This is a genomic window from Oleisolibacter albus, assembly GCF_003336875.1.
In the GTDB taxonomy this organism is placed as follows: Bacteria; Pseudomonadota; Alphaproteobacteria; order Azospirillales; family Azospirillaceae; genus Niveispirillum; species Niveispirillum album.
Window position 1 is genome coordinate 493345 of the sequence record NZ_QGNJ01000001.1, and the last position, 21003, is coordinate 514347.

Below are 21003 nucleotides of genomic sequence, written 5' to 3' on the forward strand. Positions count from 1 at the left end.
GTTACAATGCCTTGCTGAAGAGCCGATAGGTCTTGTAGGCGGTGCTGCCGATGGATTCATTGATCCGGCGCATCGGCATGTTGTCCTCCAGGATCCAGGACAGTTCGACCCATTCGATGCCACGGGCGACGGCGCCCCGGCGCATGCCGTCGATGACCAGGAAAGGCAGGATGCCGCCGGACAGACCCTTCTGGAACTTGCGCTTGACCCCCATCAGCGGCACACGCGCCGTCCGCATGGTGCCGACCTTCAGCCGCCACAGCATCTTGGCCCAGCCGAAGGGGAACAGGCTGCCGTTCAGGTCGCGGATGGCCTCGTTGAGGTTCGGCAGGCAGACGCCGAAGGCCGCCGGCTCTCCGTCGATCTCCACGAACCAGACCAGATCAGGTTCGATCAGCAGCTTCAGCGCCTTGCCGATATAGGCCGTCTCGCTTTCGGTGAAGGGCGTGAAGCCCCAATTGCCGAGCCAGGCATCATTGAAGATCTCGGTCAGGGCGCGGACTTCCTGGTCGTAGCGCTTCATGTCGGCGCGGCGCAGCACCACCTGACCGGGCAGCTTGCGCGCCAGCATCTTCTGGACATGGGCCGGAAGTTCTTGCCGGATGTCGTACCAGTAGGCGAAGACATCCTTGACCTTGGCGTAGCCCTGCTCCTCCACCCGCGGACGGATGAAGGGCCGGTCATGGGGCATCATCATGACGGGCGGCGTGTCGAAGCCGTCCACCAGCAGCCCCGTCTCCTCATTGATGGACAGGTTGAACGGCCCCTGGACCGTGCGCATGCCGCGCGCGCGCAGCCAGTCCTCCGCCGCCCGGAACAGGGCAGCGAAGATGGCCGGATCGTCCTCGGCGCAGATCATGCCGAACTGGCCGATGCCCTCGGCCACCAGGGGCGACAGCCGGTCGATCTGGGCGCTGATGCGGCCGACGTCGCGCCCGTCGCGCACCGCCAGGAACAGCTGCACGTCGGCATGTTCGAACAGCGGATTCTTGGCCGGCGACAGCGCCTCCTGCCGCTCCAGGATCAACGGGGGAATCCAAGCGGGATCCCCGGCATTGATGCGCATGGGAACGCGGATGAAGCGGTTGATGGCCGCCTTGTCCGTGAAGGCGATGGCCTCGATCCGGATGTCGCCGGCGTCGGGGACCGGTATCGTTTTTTCAACTGCGCTCATGATGCGGCCTTCGCGTCGGTCCGCGCCCCTGCGCCCGCCCCCTCGCCCGCCCGCGGCGGCCGGTCGCGGGGCGGGGCGCCGGTCAGCGTCATCACCCAGGGATAGCGCCCGGCCTCGGCCAGATCATAGCCGAGATTGAACACATGCGGGCTGCGTGGGCGCTGGCGGGCCTGACTGTAATAGGTTCCGAACAGCATGTCCGGCAGATAGCTGACAATGCCGTAATTGCCGTCCTCGTTATGGAAATGGTGCTGGAGGTGCAACTGCTTGATGCGCACCACCCAGGCCCAGCGCGGCTTGTAGTTGAGATGCTGGATGCAGTGGAAGAACTCGTAGACGCAGGTGGTGGCCAGTCCGGTGGACAGCGCCGTGGCCGCCCCGGCCCGCCCGTCGATCAGCCAGCCCACGGGCAATGTGATCAGCGCGATGGTCGGCAGGGTGTTGGCCAGACTGCCGAACAGCACCTCCAGCTTGTGGGGATCCTGGTGATGGTCGAAATGGATGCGCTTCCACAGCGCGGCCGTCCAGCGCATGCGATAGAGCCAGCGCCCGTGCAGGATCCAGCGGTGGATGCCGTACCAGGCCAGCGGATAGACCAGCGAGGCCACGAGAACGGTCAGCGCGATCAGCCCCCAATTCTGCGCCCAGACGATGGCGAGGCCGGCGCTGACCAGCGCCAGCGCGGCATAGACCTGAATCGCCGGATAGGTCCAATAGGCGATCGCCAGGTCCTTCAACGTCATCTTGCCCAGATCGTAGCTGCGGCCCTTCCAGGCATCGCCCCACATCAGCGTTCATCCCTCTTGTGTCCAGCCCGGCAACGCGTCATCCGGGCACTCATGATCCGCGGAAACTATGACCGACCCGTCCCGACATCAAGGCGCACCCCGGTCACATCCGCGTTGCACCAACCGGGTCTTCTACTGTTCCACATGCACCAGGATGGCGCCGCCGACGGCGGCGAAGAACAGGGTCGGCGCCCACACGGCGATCACCGGCGGCACGGCCCCGGCCTGCCCCATGGCGGCCAGGGCGCCGTTGGTGACCAGGAAGGCCAGCCCGATGACGATGCCCAGGGCCAGACTGCCCACGGCCCCGCCGCGCCGGCGCAGCCCATGCGCCACCGGGGCAGCCAGCAGCACCATGACCAGGGTGGACAGGGGTCCGGCATAGGTTTCGTGCAGGCGGGTGGTGTAATAGGCGGAACTCTGCAACCCGGCCCAGCCGCCGCGCAGGATGCTGCGCAGCCGCAGGACGGAGATGTTCTCCGCCGGCAGTTGCAGATCGCGGATATTGGCCGGCGTCAGGCTGATCTCCCAGTCCAGCCGCTCGAAATGCTCCGTCTTCAGCGGAACGGCCACCGGGGTGCGGGTTCCGTCCTCCAGCACCCAGCGCCCATCATTGCCCCGCTCCGCCCGGGCGGCGGTCAGCTTTTCCGTCACCCGGCCCAGCCCGTCGCGGTGGAACACCTCCACCCCGTCCAGCCGGCGCTCGCCCGCGGCCACCGACCGCACCGAAATGACACTGCCGTCCAGGCGGAACCACAACGGCTTCGGCGCCTCGGGCTCGTCGCCCGGCTCGGTGGTGCTGGCCCACCAGTCCAGGAAGGCCCGCTCCGTCCGCGGGGCGACCTGATCCGCCAGCAGCAGATGCAGCAGGGCCACCACCAGCGCCGCCGGCATCAGCGTGCCCAGAAGCTGGTACGGGGTCAGGCCGATGGAGCGCATGGCCACGATCTCGTTGGTGGAGGCCAGGCTCCACAGCGTGGACAGGGTGCCGATCAGCACCGACAGCGGCACCAGCCGCTCCACCACCAGCGGCAGGCGCAGACCGGTATAGCGCAGCAGATCCATCACGCCGCCGCCGCGCGACAGCACGCTGCTGGCCGCATCCAGCAGGTCCAGCAGCTGCAGCAGCGCCGACAGCGCCAGCAGCACAGCCAGACAGCGGACCACGAACATGCGGGTGAGATAGCGGGTCAGGACGGCCGGGCTCATGCCTTCGACTCCCGGGGACGGCGGCGCCACAGCTGGCCCAGCCGCTGCAACAGATCATCCACCCGCTCGAAGGTGGACGCGAAGGGATTTTCGCCCGGCCGCTGCTGCGCCCGGCGGAACAGCCACAGGCACAGGATGCCGAACAGGGCGAAGGGCACCCAGATGCCCACCGGGGCCGGGACCCGTCCCACATCGGCCAGGCTCTCGCCCAGCTGGATGGCATGGTTGTAGACGACCAGGATGATGGCGGCCATCGCCACGCCCTGGCCACGGCGGGCACGCTTGGCCGCCATGCCCATGGGCACGGCCAGCAGCGGCAGCAGCGGCAGGGTCAGGGCCCGGACGATGCGGGCATGGAACTCCGCCGCCAGCACCCGTGGCGACAGCAGCGAGGTCGGGTCGTGCATCTCCCGCCACAGTTCGACCAGGGTCAGCTCGCGCTCGCTGCCGCCACGGGCACGGAAGGGCGGCACATCCAGGTTGAAGGGATGGTCCAGGGTCAGCGTCGCGAATTCCAGCACATGCGGCTCCCCCGCCGCGGTGGTGCGGATCTGCACGCCATTGTGCAGCGTCATCAGGATGTGGGTGCGTTCCGGATTGGCGCCCAGGCGGCCGGTGGCGGCCGTGGTCACCCACTCCTCCCCGTCCGGCCGCGTCTGATGGATGAACACCCGCTCCAGCGCGCGCCCTGTCGGGTCGACCAGATCGGCGGTCAGCATCACCCCGTCACCCGCCTCGACAAAGGCCGATTCCGGGACCGTGGCATCCCAGGCGGCATTGATGACGCCGTGATAGATGGCACTGTAGGCATAGCGGCTGTAGGGCTGCAAGAAACCGAACAGCAGGATGCTGAACAGCATCAGCCCCCCGCCCAGCCAGAGGAAGGGCCGCCCGATCCGCGGCACCGACAGGCCGGTGGATTGCAGGGCGTCCAGCTCGTTGTCCTCGCCCAGCCGCGACACCACCACGAACATGCTGATGAAGAAGGCCGCCGGCAGCGCCAGCCCCAGATAGTGCGGCACCAGATTGGCGGCCATGCGGATGACCATGTCGAACGGGCCGCCATGCACCGCCAGAAGATTGAACAGGCGCAGGATGCGCTCCATCAGCAGCGCCACCAGCACCACGGCCAGCGACACCGCCAACGGCTTCAGCGTTTCCCGCAGGATGTAGCGGTCGATCAGACGGGTGCCACCGGGAATCCCCGTCCGTGCCGCCCGCTCTGTCACAGGGATCACCGGCAGATCGCTCACGGGCAGACGCCCCCCGTCACCGCGCACCGTTCCATCACAGGCCCAGCTCCGTCCAGCGGGCCGCCAGCTCGGCCGTCAGCGCCGACTGGGCCGCCGCGTCCAGGGTCACGGCCTGGCCCAGGGCCGGCGGTCCCGGCCAGCCGGCATCGGCCATGTCCAGCCCCTGCCAGGACCGGCTGCCCTCATAGCGGGGGATGACATGGAAATGCACATCAGGATCGACCATCATCAGCATGAGATAGTTGATCTTCTGATAGGCGGCGACGCCGGCGAGCAGACGCTCGATCCCGGCCACCACCGGCTGCAGCGCGGCGAAGGCCGCGGGGCTGACCTGACCGAAGGCCGTCACCGGTTCCTTGCACAGCAGGACCAGCGAGCCCAGGGTCGGCTGCTGCGGCCGCAGCAGCACCAGCCATGACGGCGTATCGGCCACCAGGGTCCGGGGATAGCCGAATTTCAGCATGGTCGGCGTGGGTTCAAACGGTCTGTGCATGGTCGCGGGCCGTGGACGGATCGGTGCCGGAAAGGGAAACGCCAGCAGCCGGCGACCCTTAAACGCCGGATCGCGCGCCTTGGCGTGTGATGACCGGCACAGTAGCCACAGATTTAGTGCTTATTGTAGGGGCAAAACAACAGGGTGCGGAAACGGGTGCCGCCTGCCGGCGGCCGTTTTGCCGTGCCGGTGGAGCTTCCTGTCCATGTTCTCCCTGCCCTCGTCGCCCTGGCCTGCCGCCCGCCGGCCGGCCGGCGCCATTCTCGCCGCCCCCCTGTTCGCCGCCGCCCTGCTGCTGCCGGGCGCAGACGGCGCCAAGGCCCAGGTTTCCAGCGAAACCTGCACGGAGGCCACGGCCAACCGGCTGCAGATCACGGTGGCCGGCGTGCGCACCGGCAAGGGCGGAACGGCCAAGGGGCTGATGGCGATCACGCTCTATCCCGACGATGAAAGCCAGTTCCTGGCACGCAAGGGCAAGATCGCCCGTGTCCGCATCCCGGCCACGGCACCGGAAACCCGCGTCTGTCTGCCGCTGCCGGCGCCCGGCGCCTACGCCGTCGCCGTCTACCACGATGAAAACAGCGACCACGATTTCAACCGCACCCTGCTGGGCATGCCCGCCGAGGGCTACGGCTTCTCCAACGATGCCGACACCACCCTGGGGCTGCCGCGCTTCAAGGATGTGCGCTTCAACGCCGGTGCCGGCAGCACCGACCTTGTCATCCACCTGCGCTATTGACCGTCCCGGTCAGGCGGCCAGCACGGCTGGCGGCTGCACGGCCGGCAGCAGCAGCTCATACCGGCCCAGCGTGGCGAATTTGCCGCCGTCCTCCACCAGTCCCCGTACCGTGACCGCCGCCCGCCAGCCCGCCCCGTCCCGCCGCACCAGCACATCATGCCAGCGCGCCGCATGGGCGCGGTCGGGACCGACCGCCGAGGCGGAAGGGGCGGTCAGGCTGGGCACCGGCCCCAGCGGCCCGGCCAGGGTGGCCAGGCTGGGACGGTGGGCATGACCATGCAGCAGCAGCTCCGCCCCCACGCGGGACAGCATCTGACGGAAGGCCGGCGCATCGGTCAGGCCCTTGCGGGCCGAGACGACGCCACGGCCGACGGGATGGTGCAGCAGCACCACGCGGAACAGCCCGCGCCGGCCCAGATCCCACAACACCTGTTCCGCCGCCCGCAGCTGCTCCCCGCCCAGGGTTCCGGTGGCCAGCAGCGGCGGGGTGGGCAGGCCGGAATTCAGCCCGACAAAGGCCACGGGGCCGCGCACGCGCACGGCGGGGAACAGCCGGTCGGCCGCCAGCGCCGCGCCGTCGTCCCCCTGCATCCAGGGACGCCACAGACCCAGCCCCTGCGCCCAGGGCACCGGCACCAGCGTGTCGTGGTTGCCGGGCACCAGGGTGACATCGGCCGGGCCGCCCAGGGCCGTCAGCCAGTCCAGCCCGCGCGCGAACTCGGCGGGAAGGGCGATGTTAGCGATGTCGCCGGTCACCACCACATGATCGGGCCGCGTGGCCCGCACATCGGCGATCAGGGCCGCCAGCACGGCGGGACTGTGCCGGGCGTGGCGCTTGCGCCGCCAGGACAGATACCCGAACAGCCGTTTCGACAGCCATTGCCGCCCCTGGAGGCGATCAGGGTCCAGCGGCAGGTGCGGGTCGGAGAAATGCGCGAAGCGATAGGCAAGCATGCGACAAATTGGCGGGGTCATGTGGCGCGGCGGCCACCATGTCATGAAACTGTCGCCTGCGCGATAGGCAAGGGCGCGCATCCAGGGTATCTAGGCGCGGTTTCCGGCCTGCCGGCGGTGGGCGGGCTGTGTACGGCCGTGCCTGCCGGGACCGTCCTTTCCGGGATGGCCGGCATGGAGAGACAGACGGGGCGGATGAAGTGACTGCGGCGGAGACCAACAAGACGGATGCGGCCCCGATGGGCGCCATCCTTGGCGACAATCCGGTGCGCCTGTGGGGCATGACCTCGGCGGAACGGCTGCGGCGGTCACTGGTGCGCAACGGTGTCAGGCAGGTGCGGGCCTGGGACGGGCTGGACCATGGCAGCGCCCAAGTGCTGTTGCGGTCCGACTTCGTCTTCGACGAGGTGCTGGTGCGCGACCTGATCAAGGCGCCGGGCACGGTGCTGACCGATCCGCGCTCGGGCGAGCCGGTGGCTGCCCATGTGGCCGCCTCCGACGTGGCCGCGGCTGCCGCCATGCTGACCAGCTCCCGCATCGTTCCGGCCGATCTGAAGAACCGGCTGCGCGTCGTGGGGCCGGCCGATCTGTCCTCGGCCTACAACAACGCCCTGCGCAAGAAGGAGCCGCCCTTCCTGCTGCGTCTGACGGCGGAGGCCCTGCCCCGCATCGAACAGCGCATGTTCGGCGGCAGCTACAAGGGCGTCACCGATCTGGTGACCAAGTATGTCTGGCCCCTGCCCGCCCGCCATGTGACCAAGCTCTGCGCCGTGCTGGGCATCAGCCCCAACATGGTGACGACGCTGAGCGCCGTGCTGGTGGCCCTGGCCTTCTGGCTGTTCTGGCAGGGCCAGTTCCTGCCGGGCCTGGCCTGCGCCTGGGGCATGACCTTCCTGGACACGGTGGACGGCAAGCTGGCCCGCGTCACCCTGACCAGCAGCAAATGGGGCAATGTCTTCGACCACGGCATCGATCTGGTGCATCCGCCCTTCTGGTACTGGGCCTGGATGGCCGGTCTGGTCGCCGTCGGCCTGCCGCTGGCACAGGAGGGGCTGATCCTGGCCATCGTCGTCGGCGGCTATGTGGCGCAACGCCTGCAGGAAGGGGCCTTCATCGCCCTGTTCAAGATCGAGATCCATATCTGGCGGCGCTTCGACAGCCTGTTCCGCCTGATCACGGCCCGCCGCAACCCCAACCTGCTGCTGCTGACGGTGTTCGCCCTGGCCGGCCAGCCGGACACCGGCATGGTGGCCGTGGCGGTGTGGACGCTGCTGTCCTTCCTGGTCCACATGGTGCAGATCGTCCAGGCCTTCGGCGCCAGCCGGCGCGGCCCGATCCGCTCCTGGCTGGCCTCCTGAGACCGGAGCTGCCGCGTTCATGATCCGCGTCGGTCTCATCCGCAATCCCCGCAGCCAGCGCAACAAGCGGGGCGGCGGCGACATGCGCACCCAGGCGGCGGCGCTGCTGGGCTATTACTTCGCCGAGCCGGCAACCCCGGCCGAGCTGGCCGAGGTGCTGGCCGACTTCGCCCGGCACGAGGTGGGGATCATCTGCATCGACGGCGGCGACGGCACCGTGCGCGAGGTGCTGACCGCCCTGCCCGCCGCCTATGGCGGCGAGTTACCGAAGCTGGCCATCCTGGCCTCGGGCAAGACCAACCTCATCGCCGCCGATGTGGGCTCGCCCGGCCACGGCCTGGAAGGATTCGGCCGGCTGGTCGACGATGCGCGCAAGGGCTTCCTCGGCTCGCACCTGCAACGCCGGCCATTGCTGGAGATCAGCTGGCCCGACGGCAGCCACGAGACCATCCGCGGCATGTTCATGGGGGCCGGCGCCTTTACCCGCGCCACCGATCTTGCCAATAGCAGCATCCATGCCCGCGGCCTGTACAACAATGCCGCCGTGGTGCTGACCATGGCCAATGTGCTGGGCAGCGCCCTGCTGGGCCGCGACCGTGACGGCTGGCTGGACGGCGAGCCGATGACCGTGTCCGACGGCCGCGACAATGGCCGCGACGGCAACCGCTTCATCTTCCTGGCCACCACGCTGCACCGGCTGGTCATGGGGCTGTGGCCGTTCTGGGGCGAAGGGAATGGCGCGTTGCGCTATCTCGATGTGGCCGCCCACCCGACCCGGCTGACGGCCGCCCTGGCGCCCGTCCTGCGCGGCAAGCCCACGCCCTGGATGCTGGCCGACGGCTACCGCAGCGGCGTGGCCGAACGGCTGACGCTGGGGCTGTCGGCGCCCTTCATCATGGATGGCGAGCGCTTCGAGCCCGGCCCCGGCGGCACCATCCATCTCGATGCCGGCCCGGTGGTGGATTTTGTCATCCCCTGAGATGTCCTTCCGCAACCACGTGGCCGCAAGCCGGCTGCAGCACGCCGTGGACGCCGAACTGACCTTGCCGGTACCGGCGGCGGCCACCGCCCTGGCTGCGGCCCTGGCGGACCATGGCGGCGGCAGCGTGGCGGCGGTGCTGTTCTATGGCTCGGTGCTGCGCACCGGCGATCTGGACGGAATCCTGGACTTCTATGTGCTGACCAGTTCCCTGCGCGGCTGGCACCGGCATGGCGGGCTGGCCCTGGCCACGCGCCTGCTGCCACCGACGGTGGAATACTGGGAACTGCCCTGGCAGGGCGGGACCGTGCGGGCCAAGGTGGCCGTGCTGCGCACCGACCAGTTCGCCCGCGCCGTGCGCGCCGGGGCCATCGACACCACCATCTGGGCCCGGTTCTGCCAGCCGGTGCGGCTGCTGTATGCCCGTGACCAGGAAAGCCGGCAGCGCGTCACCGCCCTCATCGCCGCCGCGGTCACCACCGCGGCCGGCTGGGCCGCGCGGCTGGGGCCGCCGGAGGGCACCGATGCGCCCGGATTCTGGGATGCCCTGTTCCGCCACACCTATGCCGCCGAGCTGCGGGTGGAAAAGGGAGACCGTGCCGTCAGCATCGTCGATCATGCCCGCGACCGCTACGCCGCGCTGCTGACCCCGGCCTGGACGGCCGGTGGCCTGGCCTGGGAGCAGGGTGCGGACGGGCCCCTGGTCCCCCGGCTGACGCCGGCCGCACGGGCCCGCGCCCGCCGCGCCTGGGCGGTCCGCCGCCGGCTGGGCAAGCTGCTGAACATGGCGCGGCTGGTGAAGGCGGCCTTCACCTTCACCGGCGGCGTCGATTACATCCTGTGGAAGATCGAGCGCCATTCCGGCGTGCGGCCGGAGATGACGCCGTGGCAGCGGCGGCATCCGGTGCTGTCGGCCCCCCTGATGCTCTGGCGGCTGTGGCGTCGCGGCGCCGTGCGCTGAGGCGGGGACATGGAACCGTCCAGCCTGCCCCATTACGACCTGCATGCCGAAGCCTATGCCGAGGCGCTGCTGTCCCACGATTTGGGGGAAGCGCGGGAGAAGTTCCTGGCCGCCCTGCCCCGGCACCCGGCCGACATCCTTGATCTGGGCTGCGGCCCCGGCCGGGATCTGGCCGCCTTCGCCAGGGCCGGCGAACGGGCCGTGGGGCTGGACGGGTGTTCCGTGCTGGCCGATGTGGCCCGGCGGCACAGCGGCTGTCCGGTGTGGGAGGCCGATCTGCGCACCGCGCCCCTGCCCCCGGCCGCCTTCGACGGCCTGTTCGCCCAGGCCGTGTTGTTCCACATCGCCACGGCCGAGCTGCCGGACCTATTGCAGCGGCTGCGCCGGTGCCTGCGCCCCGGCGGTATCCTCTATGCCTGCGACCCCAGCGGCGCCGGCGAAGAGGGCTGGGCCGACGGGCGCTATCTGGCCTTCCGCCGGCCGCAATCGCTGGCCGCCCTCTATCGCCGTGCCGGATTCGATCTGGTGGAACAGTGGCGCCGGCCGCCGGGCCGGCCCCGCCGGCAGCAGGACTGGCAGGCCTGGCTCTGGCGGCGCCGGGGCTGACGCCCGCCCGGAGCAAACGCCCGAAAACGAACCGGCCCGGCGTTGCCGCCGGGCCGGTCGCAACCTCGTTATGATTGGACCGTGCGCCTTACTCGGCCGCGGCCTGGACGAACTCCTTGGCCGGCAGCACGCCGAGCTGCTGGCCGACCTGGGCGAACAGGTCGAGGGCCTGGTCGATCTGTTCGGTCGTGTGCGCCGCGCTGACGCTGGTGCGCAGCAGGGCCATGCTGTTGGGCGTGGCCGGCGGCAACGCCAGATTGAGATACAGGCCGGCATCCAGCAGGGCGTTCCAGAAGGCGATGGCCACCTCCTTCGACGGCAGGATCACCGACACGATGGGGTTGGGCTGCGGACCGACGGAGAAGCCCAGATCCATCAGCCCCTTGTACAGCCGCTCGGCATTGCCCATCAGCCGATGGCGCAAATCCGGCTCCTGCTGCAGCCGCTTCAGCGATTGCAGGGTGGTGGCGATGACCGACGGCGGCAGCGAGGCCGTGAACATATAGGGCCGGCAGGCCACGCGCAGGATGTCGAAATCCGGCAGGTCGGAGACGCAGAAGCCGCCGACGGCCCCCAGGCTCTTGGAGAAGGTGCCGACGATGAAATCGACATCGGCCTCAACCCCATCCGCTTCGGCCTGGCCGCGGCCCGTCGGACCCAGCACGCCCATGGAATGGGCCTCGTCCACCAGCAGGAAGGCACCGGTCTCGCGCTTGACCTGGGCGAATTCCTTGATCGGGGCGGCATCGCCCAGCATGGAATAGATGCCCTCGACCACCACCAGCTTGTTGCCGGGATGGTCGGACAGGCGGCGCAGCCGCTTGTACAGATCGTCCGGGTCGTTGTGCCGGAAGCGCACCACCTGGGCCGTGCCCATCTTGGCGGCATCATAGATGCTGGCGTGGCTGTCGCTGTCGATCAGCAGGATGTCGTCCTTGCCGACCAGCGTCGAGATCATGCCCAGATTGGCCTGATAGCCGGTGGTGAACACCATGCAGTGCTGGCGGCCGTAGAAGTCGGCCAGCGCCTTTTCCAGATCGCCATGGCCGGCATAGCTGCCGTTGGCGATGCGGGAGCCGGTGGTGCCCGTCCCCTGCTGGGTCAGCGCCTCGACACCGGCGGCAATCGCGCTCTCGTCGAAGGTCAGGCCCAGATAATTGTTGGTCCCGAGCAGGATGGTCCTGCGGCCGTTCAACAGCCCTTCCGTCGGCGACAGGATGCGCTCGAACCGGACGGAAAACGGATCATGGCCAAAGGACCGCAGTCGTTCGTAGTTCTCACGCAGCGGTGAGAATTTTGCGAGAATCGTCATATTCAGGCGCGCCCCCGGAGTTCCTGAATCGTCAAGGCCAAGTCGCCGACCGTCTCGACCTCGGCGATCCGCTCCAAGGGGATCGAGACGTCGAACTTGTCTTCAAGCACCATGACGAAATCCATCACCGCCAGGGAGTCCAGTCCCAGATCCCGGGTGATGCTGGTATCAGGTGTTATTGTGACCGGCGCTTGCAGGCTGGGCCCGAGGGCATGAATGATTTCAGTCACGATCTCGTCGATCTCGGCGTTCATTCAACGCACCCGGGATTTGGCATAGGATGGTCTTGCTTCTTTGAATTGGCTGAAAGGCCGGATATCGGAAAGAAAAGCGTCACGGTCTCGTAAGGTAAGTGCAACGCTCCAGGATGCAAGCGCAAACTACTGTATAACCGTACTGGACAGTCCAGAAATCTGCGCGATTGACAATTCCGCAACATCGTCCCCTACGGCTAGGCTGGAGGGCCTAGAGCCAGCCCTCCGCCCGGTACCAGGCCACGGCGGCGGCGAATCCTTTGACGATGTCCGACGAAGGCCGCCACAGCGACAGGGGCGGAAGGGTAGTGGGGGCAACAGACCAGTCGCAGTGACGGATCTCACGCACCTTACCCGCAGTCAGCATGACTGGCCTGCGGGTCGCCCATGCCTTTGCCGTTCCGGCCAGCCCCAGAGCGGCCAGCGCCGGGCCGGGAACGGGGACGCGGACGGCCCGGCGCCCGACCGCCGCGGCGGCGGCGTCCAGGATCTCGCCCCAGCCATACCCCGCGGGATTTCCGTCGGCCAGTTCGAATACCCGCCCCGCCGGTCCGCCGGGTCGGGCCAGTGCGGCCACGGCCGCGGCGCAGTCCGTTGCCTCGATCATGGCGATTCGGGCCTCGGGTCCACCGGGAACGGGCACAAGTGGGCCGGACGCGGCCTTGAACAGGGCCAGGGTTTCCCGGTCCCAGGGGCCGTAAATGGCCGGCGGGCGTACCACCAGCCATTCTCCGGCACCGATGGCGGCGATGGCGGCCCGCTCCCCGGCGTGCTTGCTGGCGGCATAGTCGGACAGGGTCGGCTCCCGCGCCGCCTGGCTGGAGACCAGCAGCAGCCGGGCGGCAGGGGCGCAGCGCGCCACCGCCTGTCCCAGCCGGGCCGACCCGGCTTCGTTGATGCGGAAGAAACCGGCGCGGTTGACGGCCTTGATCAGGCCGGCGGCATGGATCACCACCGCCGCCCCGGCGACCAGGCGGTCCAGCGCCCCGTCACTGAACAGGTCCCCCGGTACCAGTTCCAGCGCCACAGGCTGCAGCAGCGGATGCACCGGGTCCTGCCGCGCCAGCAGGCGCACCCGGAAGCCGGCGCGGTCCAGTGCCCGGACCAGATAGCGGCCCAGGAAGCCGGTCCCGCCGGTCAGGGCGGCAACGGGACGCTGCATGGCCCTCAGGCCGCCGACGGGGCAGCGAAGGCACCGTGCAGATACATCTGCTTGGCCCGCGACCGGCTGAGCTTGCCCGACGAGGTCTGCGGCAAGGCATGGGTCGGCACCAGCACCACCTTGACCTCGACTCCGTGGGCGGCACGCAGCACACCGGCCACCTCCTGCTCCAGCGCGGTGCGGGCGGCGGGATCGGCGGAACGGCACTGCACCAGCACCGTCACCGCCTCGCCGGACTCGGCATCGACGGAGAAGGCGGCCACGTCGCCGCTGCGCAGGCCGGCCACCTGATGCTCGGCCGTCCATTCCAGATCCTGCGGCCAGATGTTGCGGCCATTGACCAGGATCAGGTCCTTGGCGCGGCCGGTGATGACGATCTGACCATCGCAGATGTAGCCGAGATCGCCGGTATCGAGCCAGCCATCGGCGCCCATGACGGCCGCCGTTTCCTCCGGCCGGCCGAAATACGCCTTCATCAGCGACGGACCGCGGGCGAAGATGCGGCCGACGCGACGCTCCGGCAGCGGCTTGCCATCCTCGTCACGCACCTCCACTGCATGGCCCGGCAGCGGCGGGCCATTGAGCACGAAGGCGCGGGCCCGGGTCGACTCGGTCTGGGCCGGCACGGCGATCTGCTCGTTTTCCAGCCGGTCCAGCTCGATCAGATCGGTGACGATGCCGCGGTCCAGCGGCGCGAAGGTCAGCGCCAAGCTGGCCTCGGCCATGCCATAGCTGGCGACGAAGGCCTCGCGCCGGAAGCCACGCGCGGCAAAGGCCGTGCTGAAACGCTCCATCACCCGCGGACGCACCATGTCGCCGCCGATGCCGGCCACGCGCCAGCGCGACAGGTCCAGTTCCTCGGTCGAGGCCGTCTCGGCCCGGCGGGCGGCCAGCTCGTAGCCGAAGCTGGGGCTGTAGGAGATGGTGCCGCCATTGCGCGTGATGAGGCTGAGCCAGAGCAGCGGCCGGCGGGCGAATTCCCGCGTCGGCAGGTAATCGACGCTGAGCTGCGCGATCAGCGGCGCCAGCATGAAGCCCACCAGCCCCATATCGTGGTAGAGCGGCAGCCAGGAGGTGGCACGGTCGCCGCCCCGCACCTGCAACCCGTGCCGGGTGATACCGGCGGCATTGGCCATCAGCGCATCCTGGGTGACAGCCACGCCCAGGGGAAAGCGCGTGCTGCCCGACGAGAACTGCAGATAGCAGAGATGGTCGCCGCGGACCTTCGGCAGGTCGGCGCCGGCGGCGGGAATGTCCTGGAACAGGGCCAGCGTCCCCACCGCCTTCAGGCCCAGCCCGTCGGTGGCGGCCTGAAGCCATTCGCCCAGGGCGGCGGGCGCCAGGGCCGCGCTGGCCTGGGCGCCCTGGATCATGCGGCGGATATGGTCGATATAATGGTCCTTGCCGCCGAAGGCCGCGGGCAGCGGCAGCGGCGCCGGCACCAGGCCGGCATACTGGCAGGCGGCAAAGGCCCGCATGAAATCGCCGTCGGATTCCGCGACGATGGCGATGCGTTCCCCCGGCACCAGACCGGCGCGCAGCATGCGCTGCGCCAGATCCAGCGCCTGGTCGCGCAGGTCCCGGTAGGACAGCACCTCGACCAGTTCACCCCGGCCGGAATAGAAGTTGAACCCGGTCGCACCCTTGGCGGCGTAGTCGAGGGCTTCGGCAACAGTCCCGAACTCGGCAAGGCGGGGAGCCAGCCCGGACTCCGACGGTGTAACACTGACCATGGCAACTCATTCCAACGACAAGAGAAAGCCCCGGCAGGGCGGGGCGGATATTGCGCACAACGGGCAGGACCGCACAACAAAACACGGCCGCCCGCCACCCGGCCGGGACCGCTGCGCGGCGCTCTTAGCAGAGACGCCCCGCCTGCGGCAATGACGGCGCTCCGGCGGGGCCAGCATGTCAGGCACGCCCCGGCCGATCCAGGAAATCAGCCAGGATCTCCGCATTGTGCCGTGCCGGATGTGGCACGCCGAGATCGAAGGTCTCCGCCACGGCGGCCGTCTGCACCGGGCGGAACTCCGCCTCGCGGGCGAAGGCATCGTCCAGCCCGGCCATGACCGCGCGCACATCGTCCACCACAGGCCCCAACGTCCAGAAACGGTAGCGGTCATCCCCCTGCCAGGCGACCCCATGCGCGTTCAGGAACAGGCAGGGGCGCGGTGACAGCAGAAACTCGTAAACCTGGCTGCTGACATCGCCCATGTAGAGATCGGCCGCTGTGACATAGGTCATATCAATGCTCCGCGTGCTGCCGAGATCGATCAGCATGTGCGGCAGGCCGCGATAGCGGGCAAAGGGCGCGTAGCTGTCGGGCGTGGGCGGATCGAACAGGCGCACATGCGGCGCGAAGATCAGATTGAAGCGGTCGCTGGCCGCGACCTGATCGAGGATGCGGAAGCCCCAATCGGGCCAGGAGGACAGGGCCGGGCGGAAATGCGGATTGTAGAGGATGGTCGGGCGCTGCGCCGGGAACAGCGGCGCCCGCTCCTGCCGCAGCCGCCGCACCAGATCGAACTTGGCGTAGGCACCGACAGCGTAATGGCCGGGGCGGATGATGCCCAGGTCCAGCAGCCACTTGGCTGTCTTCGGTCCCGGGGTCAGGGCGAAGTCGAACTTGGCGATGCGCTTGTCCACGGCCGTGGCCCGGTCACCGGCGCCATGGGCCGTATGGATGAATTTCGGCCGGGTCACGCCGAAGCGCTTGAGATTGAGGCTGGTCTTCTCGGTCAGAACGATGGCGTCGAAACTGTCGAACAGACGGCGGTTGTGCCACAGCGTCCACAGCTTCGGCGCCACGGTGACGGGCCGGACCCGGCGATAGAGGCTGAAGGCCGCCGGTTCGTCCAGCAGGCAGTACTGCACCCGCGCCTCGGGATAAAGGGGTTGCAGGCCGCGGATGAAATCCAGATGTCCCTGGGTCGAGGCCAGGATGCAGACATCGAAATCCGGACGCAGGGCCGACAGCTCGAAGGCCACCGGCAGGCTGTGCAGGATCTGGTGGTACTGGGTGTTGTAGTAGAAGGCGATCTTCATGCTGTCCTGACCCCTGCGAGGACGGCCCGGAACAGCCGCCCCCCCTTTCTTCGCACCGGCCCGGCCTATCCGGCGGATTGCACCGCCGGCTGGCGGAACCAGCGCAGCACCGGCCGCAGGAATGCGGCGAACATCAGCACGGCCACCGCAAGGCGGACCCAGCCCGCCCCCGCCAGCCCGGCATGGTCGAGCGCCAGGAACAAGGCCGGGATGTACAGGGCCGAGGTCCAGGCGCGGATGCGCGTGGCCGTGCCCGCCTGACCGTTGGAGATCAGCATGGGCTCCAGCGGAAAGGACCAGATGCCGACCACGGCCGCCGCGATCAGCCAGAGCATGACGCCGTAGGCGGAGACGAACTCCGGTCCCAGCACCAGCGACAGCAGCGGCTTGCCCAGCAGCGCCGCCACCAGCATCAGGGCCGTGGCCCCGGCCCCGGCGATCAGGGCCGACCGTTCGATCAGATGGCGCATCGAGGCCCGGTCGCCGGCGGCGGCCAGACGCGCCAGTTCGGGATAGATGGCCGGCACCAGCAGCTTGGCCGGCTTGGCCACGCCGTCGGCCACCTGGCGCGCCACCCGGAACAGGCCGGCCTCGGTCGACCCCATCATCCAGCCCACCACCAGCGTGCCCACATGGGTAAAGGCCAGTTCCAGGGTGGAATTCAGGTTGGTGGACCAGACGAAGCTCCAGATGCCCGGAAAGCCGTGGGTCATCGGCCCCTCCCCGCGCCAGCGGAACCCCTCCAGCAGGCCACGCGTGCGCAGCTCGCGCCAGCCGGCAGCGATCAGGAACAGGCCGGCCACCACCGTGGCCAGATACCAGGCGGCCAGGAAGGCGACCAGACCGCCGCCGGCAAGCCAAACGGCCAGACCCGCGGCCATGCGCACGAACCAGCCCAGCGTGCCCTGCACCGAGAGGAGCGAGAAGCGGTCGACCAGGCGCAGCACGCCGGTCGGCGTGGCCGTCACCATGAACAGAACCGAGGTCACATAGATCAGCGCCGCCGGCATCACCTCCGCCGGCCAATGCAGATGCGGGCCGACGAACCAGGCGATGAGCACCGACAGGACCATGCCGGCCAGGGCGCTGACCCCGTCCAGCAGCACGGTGAAGCGCAGCAGCCGCTGGAAAGCCGGCCGGTCGCCGCTGTCCAGGGCCGGGGTGCCGTAGCGGATCACGGCCTGCCAGGACTGGAACTTGGCGATCTCGCCGATGGCCTGGGTGAAGGTGTGGATCAGCACCAGCACGCCAAATTCCTCGGCGCCGAGCGCCCGGGCGGCGATGGCCAGGCCGGCCAGGCTGAACAGGGCATTGAAGCCTTTTCCGCCCAGCAGGATGCCGGCATTGCTGAACAGGCGGCGCAACCGCTGGTCGGCGAACCAGCGGGGCGGCGGCATGGTCGGATCGGGTGGGGTGGGAAGCGGTTCTGCCATGGTGCGCTGATGTAGCAGCCCGCCGCGCCCCGGGGAATGGGACAGTGTCGCGTCACGGGACCGTGCGGCCCACCCTCTAGCCCGTTTGCACGGTATGCATGGTGTGACCGACGTCACTTTGAACAATTCTTTACGCACCGTACAAGGTGCAGGCTTAAAGTGGATCTTTGTTCGCGTCGGACGATCGCGCGTACAGGGACGCCGTATCGACGCCTTATTCATCCCTTGCCGACCCAGGAACCATGCCCGTGCCAACCGTCCTCGACCGCCCCCATCGCCTGCGCCGGCTGGCAACCGCGGCCACCTGGCTTCTGGTTCTCTCCTCCACGGCCCTGTCGACCTCGCTGGCCACGGCCCAGGAGGCTCCGCCGGCACCGACGGAAGCCGACAACACCAACGATCCGCTGGAGCCGATCAACCGCGGCGTCTTCTGGTTCAACGAACTGCTGGATGTGGTGCTGCTGCGCCCGGCGGCGGAAATTTACCGCGAGGTGGTGCCGGACCCGGCCCAGACCGGTGTCCGCAACGCCCTGCGCAACCTGCGCTCGCCGCTGGACCTGGCCAACCAGACGCTGCAGGGCGACTGGGATGGCGCCGGCAATGTGCTGAAGCGCTTCGCCCTCAACACCACCGTCGGCATCGGCGGCCTGATCGACGTGGCGGCCCAGCAGGGCATCCCCTACGAGTATGAGAGCTTCGACCAGACCCTGGCCGTCTGGGGCGTGCCCGAGGGGCCCTATCTCGTGCTGCCGCTGATCGGTGCCTCCTCGGTGCGCGATGCCGTCGGCTTCGGCGCCGAGTATCTGGGCGATCCGGTCAGCCTCTATGCCAGCAACAACGACCTGGAGTGGGCCAACTACACCCGCGCCGGTCTGACGGTGCTGGATACCCGCGCCGGCTATATCGACGTCATCGACGATCTGCGCCGCAACAGCTTCGACTATTACGCCGCCATGCGCTCGCTCTACCGCCAGCGCCGCGACGGCTGGATCCGCGACGGTGCCCCGGACGCAAGCCGTCTGCCGGACATTCCGGATTACGAGGCGGCGGACCAGTAGAACCGCGCAGTCGAGCGGTCGGCGGGGAACCGGACCCGATCCGCCCCTGTTGCAGGGGGACCGGTGCGCCGGCCCTGACGTCATCCTGGGTCCGGCGCACCCCGGCCCTGCACCCCAGGAGAGACGGCCCATGCCCAGACCGCAGCCCGTGCCGCCGAAGGAACGCCCGTTCCCCAATGAAGACCTGCCCGGTCAGGGACTGCCCGGCGGCCTGCCGGACAATCCGGACCTGCCCGGCACAGGCATCCCCACCGAGCCGGCCCATCCGGCCGATCCCGGCTATCCCACGCCGAGCAGGCCGCTGCCGATGTAGGGGGCCGGGGACCGGGCTTCCGCCTGCCTGTCGGCCACCCGCTCAAGCTCGGCCATGAACTCCCGGCCCGGCCGGGTCAGGGAGACCAGCTTGTTGCGCCGGTCCAGCGGGTCCTCCCGCCAGGTCAGCAGATCATGGCCCGGCATCCCCTTGTGCCCCGTCCGGGACATCACGGCCACCGTGCGGCTGACCGAGGATTTCACCACCCCCACCCGGCAGGCGATGTCCTTCATGCCGATCTCGCCCGCCTCGGCCACCGTCAGCAGGATGGCCATGGCCACCGCACCGATCTCCGGGTCCAGGCTGCGGAAATGCGCCACCACCCGTCCCGCCAGCTTCACCACGCCCGTCTGCATCCCTGCCCCGCTCACCTGCGCCCCGCTCAGCTGCACGCCGCCAGATCCGTTTTGCATCCGGAACGATCGCCGCACATCCCCTGTCAGGACGCGAGTCTAGCCACAGATCCCCACGGGCCGGGTGTGAGATTCAGCGGGCGAAGGATGCCCCCGCGATCCCCCCCCCCCGTGATGATTTGCAGGCCGGGACCTACGGCTCGGCATAGCCTTCCGCCAGCACGCGCAGGTCGCAGCAGGTGGGATCATGCTGGAAGATCAGGCCGATCCGGCGGCTGGACGCGGCCGGCAGATAGTCCAGTGTCACCGCCGATTCCTCCACCAGCGTCCCGGCCTGCTCCAGCCGCCCGCGGATCTCGACCGCCGCGGCGGTGCTGCCGCCGCTGTTGCGGACCTCGACTCCGATCAGCCAGCCACTGCCCCGCGGCCGGGCGCTGCGCACGTCCGCGACGATATCCGGCGGCGTGGTCCGTTCGCCCACGGCCTGCCAACCGAGATAGCCAAGGCTGGAAAGCACCAGCGCCGCGCCCAGCAGCGACACCGCCCATTCCAGCGGCGGCACCCCCTCCTCGCCCCCATGCCGGCGTTGTCCGCCGCCCTGTCCCATCGAAGCGTCCTTTCCGCTACAGGATCAGCCGGGCCGTGGCCGCGCCGATGGCGCTGGCGAAGCCCAGCACCACCGTGGTCTGCATCACCTCCGCCGGCCCCAGCCCGTCCGTCCGTCCGAAGGTCCACAGCACATAGAGGCTGACCAGCAGGGCGATGGCATAGCCGACCACGGTGAAACGGAAGAAGATTCCGGCCAGAGACGCATGCTCGGGCGGGGATTCCTGGCCGGCGAAATCCAGGGTGTAGACGAAGGCGTGCATCAGCAGCAGCGACACCAGAGCCAGGGCCAGGGCCTGGAGCGACGACATCTGGAACGCGATCAGCAGCATTTCCTCGGTCGGGGCCACGTTGAAGGCCACGAACAGCGCCCCCACCGTCATGAAGAACAATTCGATGGCATAAGGATCACCCCGCGGGGTCCGCGGCCCGGCGCTGCCGGGGCGGGTGTCGCCGGGACCGCCGTCGAGGTTGAGCTGGGTGCGTGACAGCACGGCCCCGATGCTGGCCGGAACCGCCTGCAATGCCACCTTGCCCAGCATCTCCGCCAGGGTCTGCTCCGGCGCCAGCACCCCGAACAGCCAGAGGAACAGGGCGCTGGACAGGAACCCGACGGCATAGGCGGTCAGCGCATCCTGGACAGCATCGGTCCAACGCTCCGTCTCGCGCAGCCCGGCGAAGTAGGACAGCCCGACCAGCAGGGGGAAGACCGCCAGCAGGAACAGGGCCAGACGCAGCCGGTCGGCAGAAAAGCCCAGCCACCACATCTCCATGGTCATCAGCATGGGCATGGAGAAGATCAGGGCGCCGCCGAAGGCCCGGCCCAGCACCACGGCATAGTCACGGTTGCTGATCCGGGCCGCCATCACCGCCCCCCCTCCAGCCGCACGGTCCAGCGGCCCCTTGTTGCCCGTGCCCACGGGAACGGACACGGCGGGAAGACGGTTCCGCGA

At 69.1% G+C, this 21003-nt stretch carries 22 protein-coding genes; 7 read left to right on the forward strand and 15 right to left on the reverse strand.

Going from position 1 to position 21003, the window contains the following annotated elements; translation table 11 throughout:
- Position 1: 1 nt before the first annotated feature.
- The 5 genes from DK368_RS02355 to DK368_RS02375 all read right to left on the reverse strand — a co-directional run bounded on the left by DK368_RS02355 (position 2) and on the right by DK368_RS02375 (position 4917).
- On the reverse strand, positions 2-1174 hold the full coding sequence (locus DK368_RS02355; RefSeq protein ID WP_205027999.1) for a dATP pyrophosphohydrolase: 1173 nt from the start codon (positions 1172-1174) through the stop codon (positions 2-4).
- Complete coding sequence (locus DK368_RS02360) at positions 1171-1962, reverse strand: sterol desaturase family protein (RefSeq protein ID WP_114391927.1); 792 nt, start codon at positions 1960-1962, stop codon at positions 1171-1173. The genes DK368_RS02355 and DK368_RS02360 overlap by 4 nt, the downstream gene beginning before the upstream one ends.
- A 132-nt stretch (positions 1963-2094) precedes the next feature.
- On the reverse strand, positions 2095-3171 hold the full coding sequence (lptG, locus tag DK368_RS02365; protein WP_114391928.1) for an LPS export ABC transporter permease LptG: 1077 nt from the start codon (positions 3169-3171) through the stop codon (positions 2095-2097).
- The gene (locus DK368_RS02370) at positions 3168-4424 is read right to left on the reverse strand and encodes an LptF/LptG family permease (RefSeq protein ID WP_162305823.1); all 1257 of its coding nucleotides are present in this window, start codon (positions 4422-4424) and stop codon (positions 3168-3170) included. Before DK368_RS02370 ends, lptG begins: the two co-directional genes overlap by 4 nt.
- A 34-nt stretch (positions 4425-4458) precedes the next feature.
- On the reverse strand, positions 4459-4917 hold the full coding sequence (locus tag DK368_RS02375) for an HIT family protein (RefSeq protein WP_114391930.1): 459 nt from the start codon (positions 4915-4917) through the stop codon (positions 4459-4461).
- 205 nt (positions 4918-5122) lie between these two features.
- Here DK368_RS02375 and DK368_RS21890 point away from each other — a divergent pair, with 205 nt between their 5' ends.
- Positions 5123-5656, forward strand: coding sequence for a DUF2141 domain-containing protein (locus DK368_RS21890; protein ID WP_162305824.1), 534 nt, complete (start codon positions 5123-5125; stop codon positions 5654-5656).
- 9 nt (positions 5657-5665) lie between these two features.
- On the opposite strand, the gene DK368_RS02385 is transcribed toward DK368_RS21890, so the two are convergent.
- Entirely contained in the window at positions 5666-6610 is a 945-nt protein-coding gene (locus tag DK368_RS02385) for a metallophosphoesterase family protein (RefSeq protein WP_162305825.1), read from the reverse strand.
- Between the two features lie 239 nt (positions 6611-6849).
- Here DK368_RS02385 and DK368_RS02390 point away from each other — a divergent pair, with 239 nt between their 5' ends.
- From DK368_RS02390 to DK368_RS02405, 4 genes are read left to right on the forward strand one after another with little or no spacing between them, the layout of a single operon-like run.
- Entirely contained in the window at positions 6850-7968 is a 1119-nt protein-coding gene (locus tag DK368_RS02390; protein ID WP_114392091.1) for a CDP-alcohol phosphatidyltransferase family protein, read from the forward strand.
- Between the two features lie 19 nt (positions 7969-7987).
- Positions 7988-8947 (forward strand): diacylglycerol kinase family protein, encoded by a 960-nt coding sequence (locus DK368_RS02395; protein WP_114391932.1) that lies wholly within the window; start codon positions 7988-7990, stop codon positions 8945-8947.
- Between the two features lies 1 nt (position 8948).
- Entirely contained in the window at positions 8949-9908 is a 960-nt protein-coding gene (locus DK368_RS02400; protein ID WP_114391933.1) for a hypothetical protein, read from the forward strand.
- A gap of 9 nt (positions 9909-9917) precedes the next feature.
- On the forward strand, positions 9918-10514 hold the full coding sequence (locus tag DK368_RS02405) for a class I SAM-dependent methyltransferase (RefSeq protein WP_114391934.1): 597 nt from the start codon (positions 9918-9920) through the stop codon (positions 10512-10514).
- A gap of 88 nt (positions 10515-10602) precedes the next feature.
- On the opposite strand, the gene spt is transcribed toward DK368_RS02405, so the two are convergent.
- From spt to DK368_RS02435, 6 genes are all read right to left on the reverse strand, one after another.
- Positions 10603-11826, reverse strand: coding sequence for a serine palmitoyltransferase (gene spt, locus DK368_RS02410; protein ID WP_114391935.1), 1224 nt, complete (start codon positions 11824-11826; stop codon positions 10603-10605).
- A 2-nt stretch (positions 11827-11828) separates the two neighbouring features.
- On the reverse strand, positions 11829-12080 hold the full coding sequence (locus tag DK368_RS02415; RefSeq protein WP_114391936.1) for an acyl carrier protein: 252 nt from the start codon (positions 12078-12080) through the stop codon (positions 11829-11831).
- A 211-nt stretch (positions 12081-12291) separates the two neighbouring features.
- Complete coding sequence (locus DK368_RS02420; protein WP_114391937.1) at positions 12292-13242, reverse strand: NAD-dependent epimerase/dehydratase family protein; 951 nt, start codon at positions 13240-13242, stop codon at positions 12292-12294.
- Positions 13243-13247: 5 nt separating this feature from the next.
- The gene (locus DK368_RS02425) at positions 13248-14975 is read right to left on the reverse strand and encodes a fatty acyl-AMP ligase (protein WP_114391938.1); all 1728 of its coding nucleotides are present in this window, start codon (positions 14973-14975) and stop codon (positions 13248-13250) included.
- 178 nt (positions 14976-15153) lie between these two features.
- Complete coding sequence (locus tag DK368_RS02430) at positions 15154-16287, reverse strand: sensor domain-containing protein (protein ID WP_114391939.1); 1134 nt, start codon at positions 16285-16287, stop codon at positions 15154-15156.
- 65 nt (positions 16288-16352) lie between these two features.
- A complete protein-coding gene (locus DK368_RS02435; protein ID WP_162305826.1) occupies positions 16353-17720 on the reverse strand; it encodes a lipopolysaccharide biosynthesis protein in 1368 nt (455 codons plus the stop codon).
- Positions 17721-17968: 248 nt separating this feature from the next.
- Between DK368_RS02435 and DK368_RS02440 the strand changes: the two genes are divergently transcribed.
- Both DK368_RS02440 and DK368_RS02445 read left to right on the forward strand, forming a co-directional pair.
- Positions 17969-18778 (forward strand): MlaA family lipoprotein, encoded by an 810-nt coding sequence (locus DK368_RS02440; protein WP_240002294.1) that lies wholly within the window; start codon positions 17969-17971, stop codon positions 18776-18778.
- A gap of 130 nt (positions 18779-18908) precedes the next feature.
- Positions 18909-19091 carry a hypothetical protein gene (locus DK368_RS02445; protein WP_114391942.1) on the forward strand — a complete coding sequence of 61 codons (183 nt, stop codon included), beginning with the start codon at positions 18909-18911 and terminating at the stop codon, positions 19089-19091.
- Here the strand turns inward: DK368_RS02445 and DK368_RS02450 are convergent.
- From DK368_RS02450 to DK368_RS02460, 3 genes are all read right to left on the reverse strand, one after another.
- Positions 19058-19447, reverse strand: a complete 390-nt coding sequence (locus DK368_RS02450) for a helix-turn-helix domain-containing protein (protein WP_114391943.1) — start codon at positions 19445-19447, stop codon at positions 19058-19060. The two genes, DK368_RS02445 and DK368_RS02450, sit on opposite strands and share 34 nt — an antisense overlap.
- 190 nt (positions 19448-19637) lie before the next feature.
- The gene (locus DK368_RS02455; RefSeq protein ID WP_114391944.1) at positions 19638-20051 is read right to left on the reverse strand and encodes a hypothetical protein; all 414 of its coding nucleotides are present in this window, start codon (positions 20049-20051) and stop codon (positions 19638-19640) included.
- Positions 20052-20067: 16 nt separating this feature from the next.
- Positions 20068-20982 carry a TIGR02587 family membrane protein gene (locus DK368_RS02460; protein ID WP_240002295.1) on the reverse strand — a complete coding sequence of 305 codons (915 nt, stop codon included), beginning with the start codon at positions 20980-20982 and terminating at the stop codon, positions 20068-20070.
- Positions 20983-21003 lie beyond the last annotated feature (21 nt).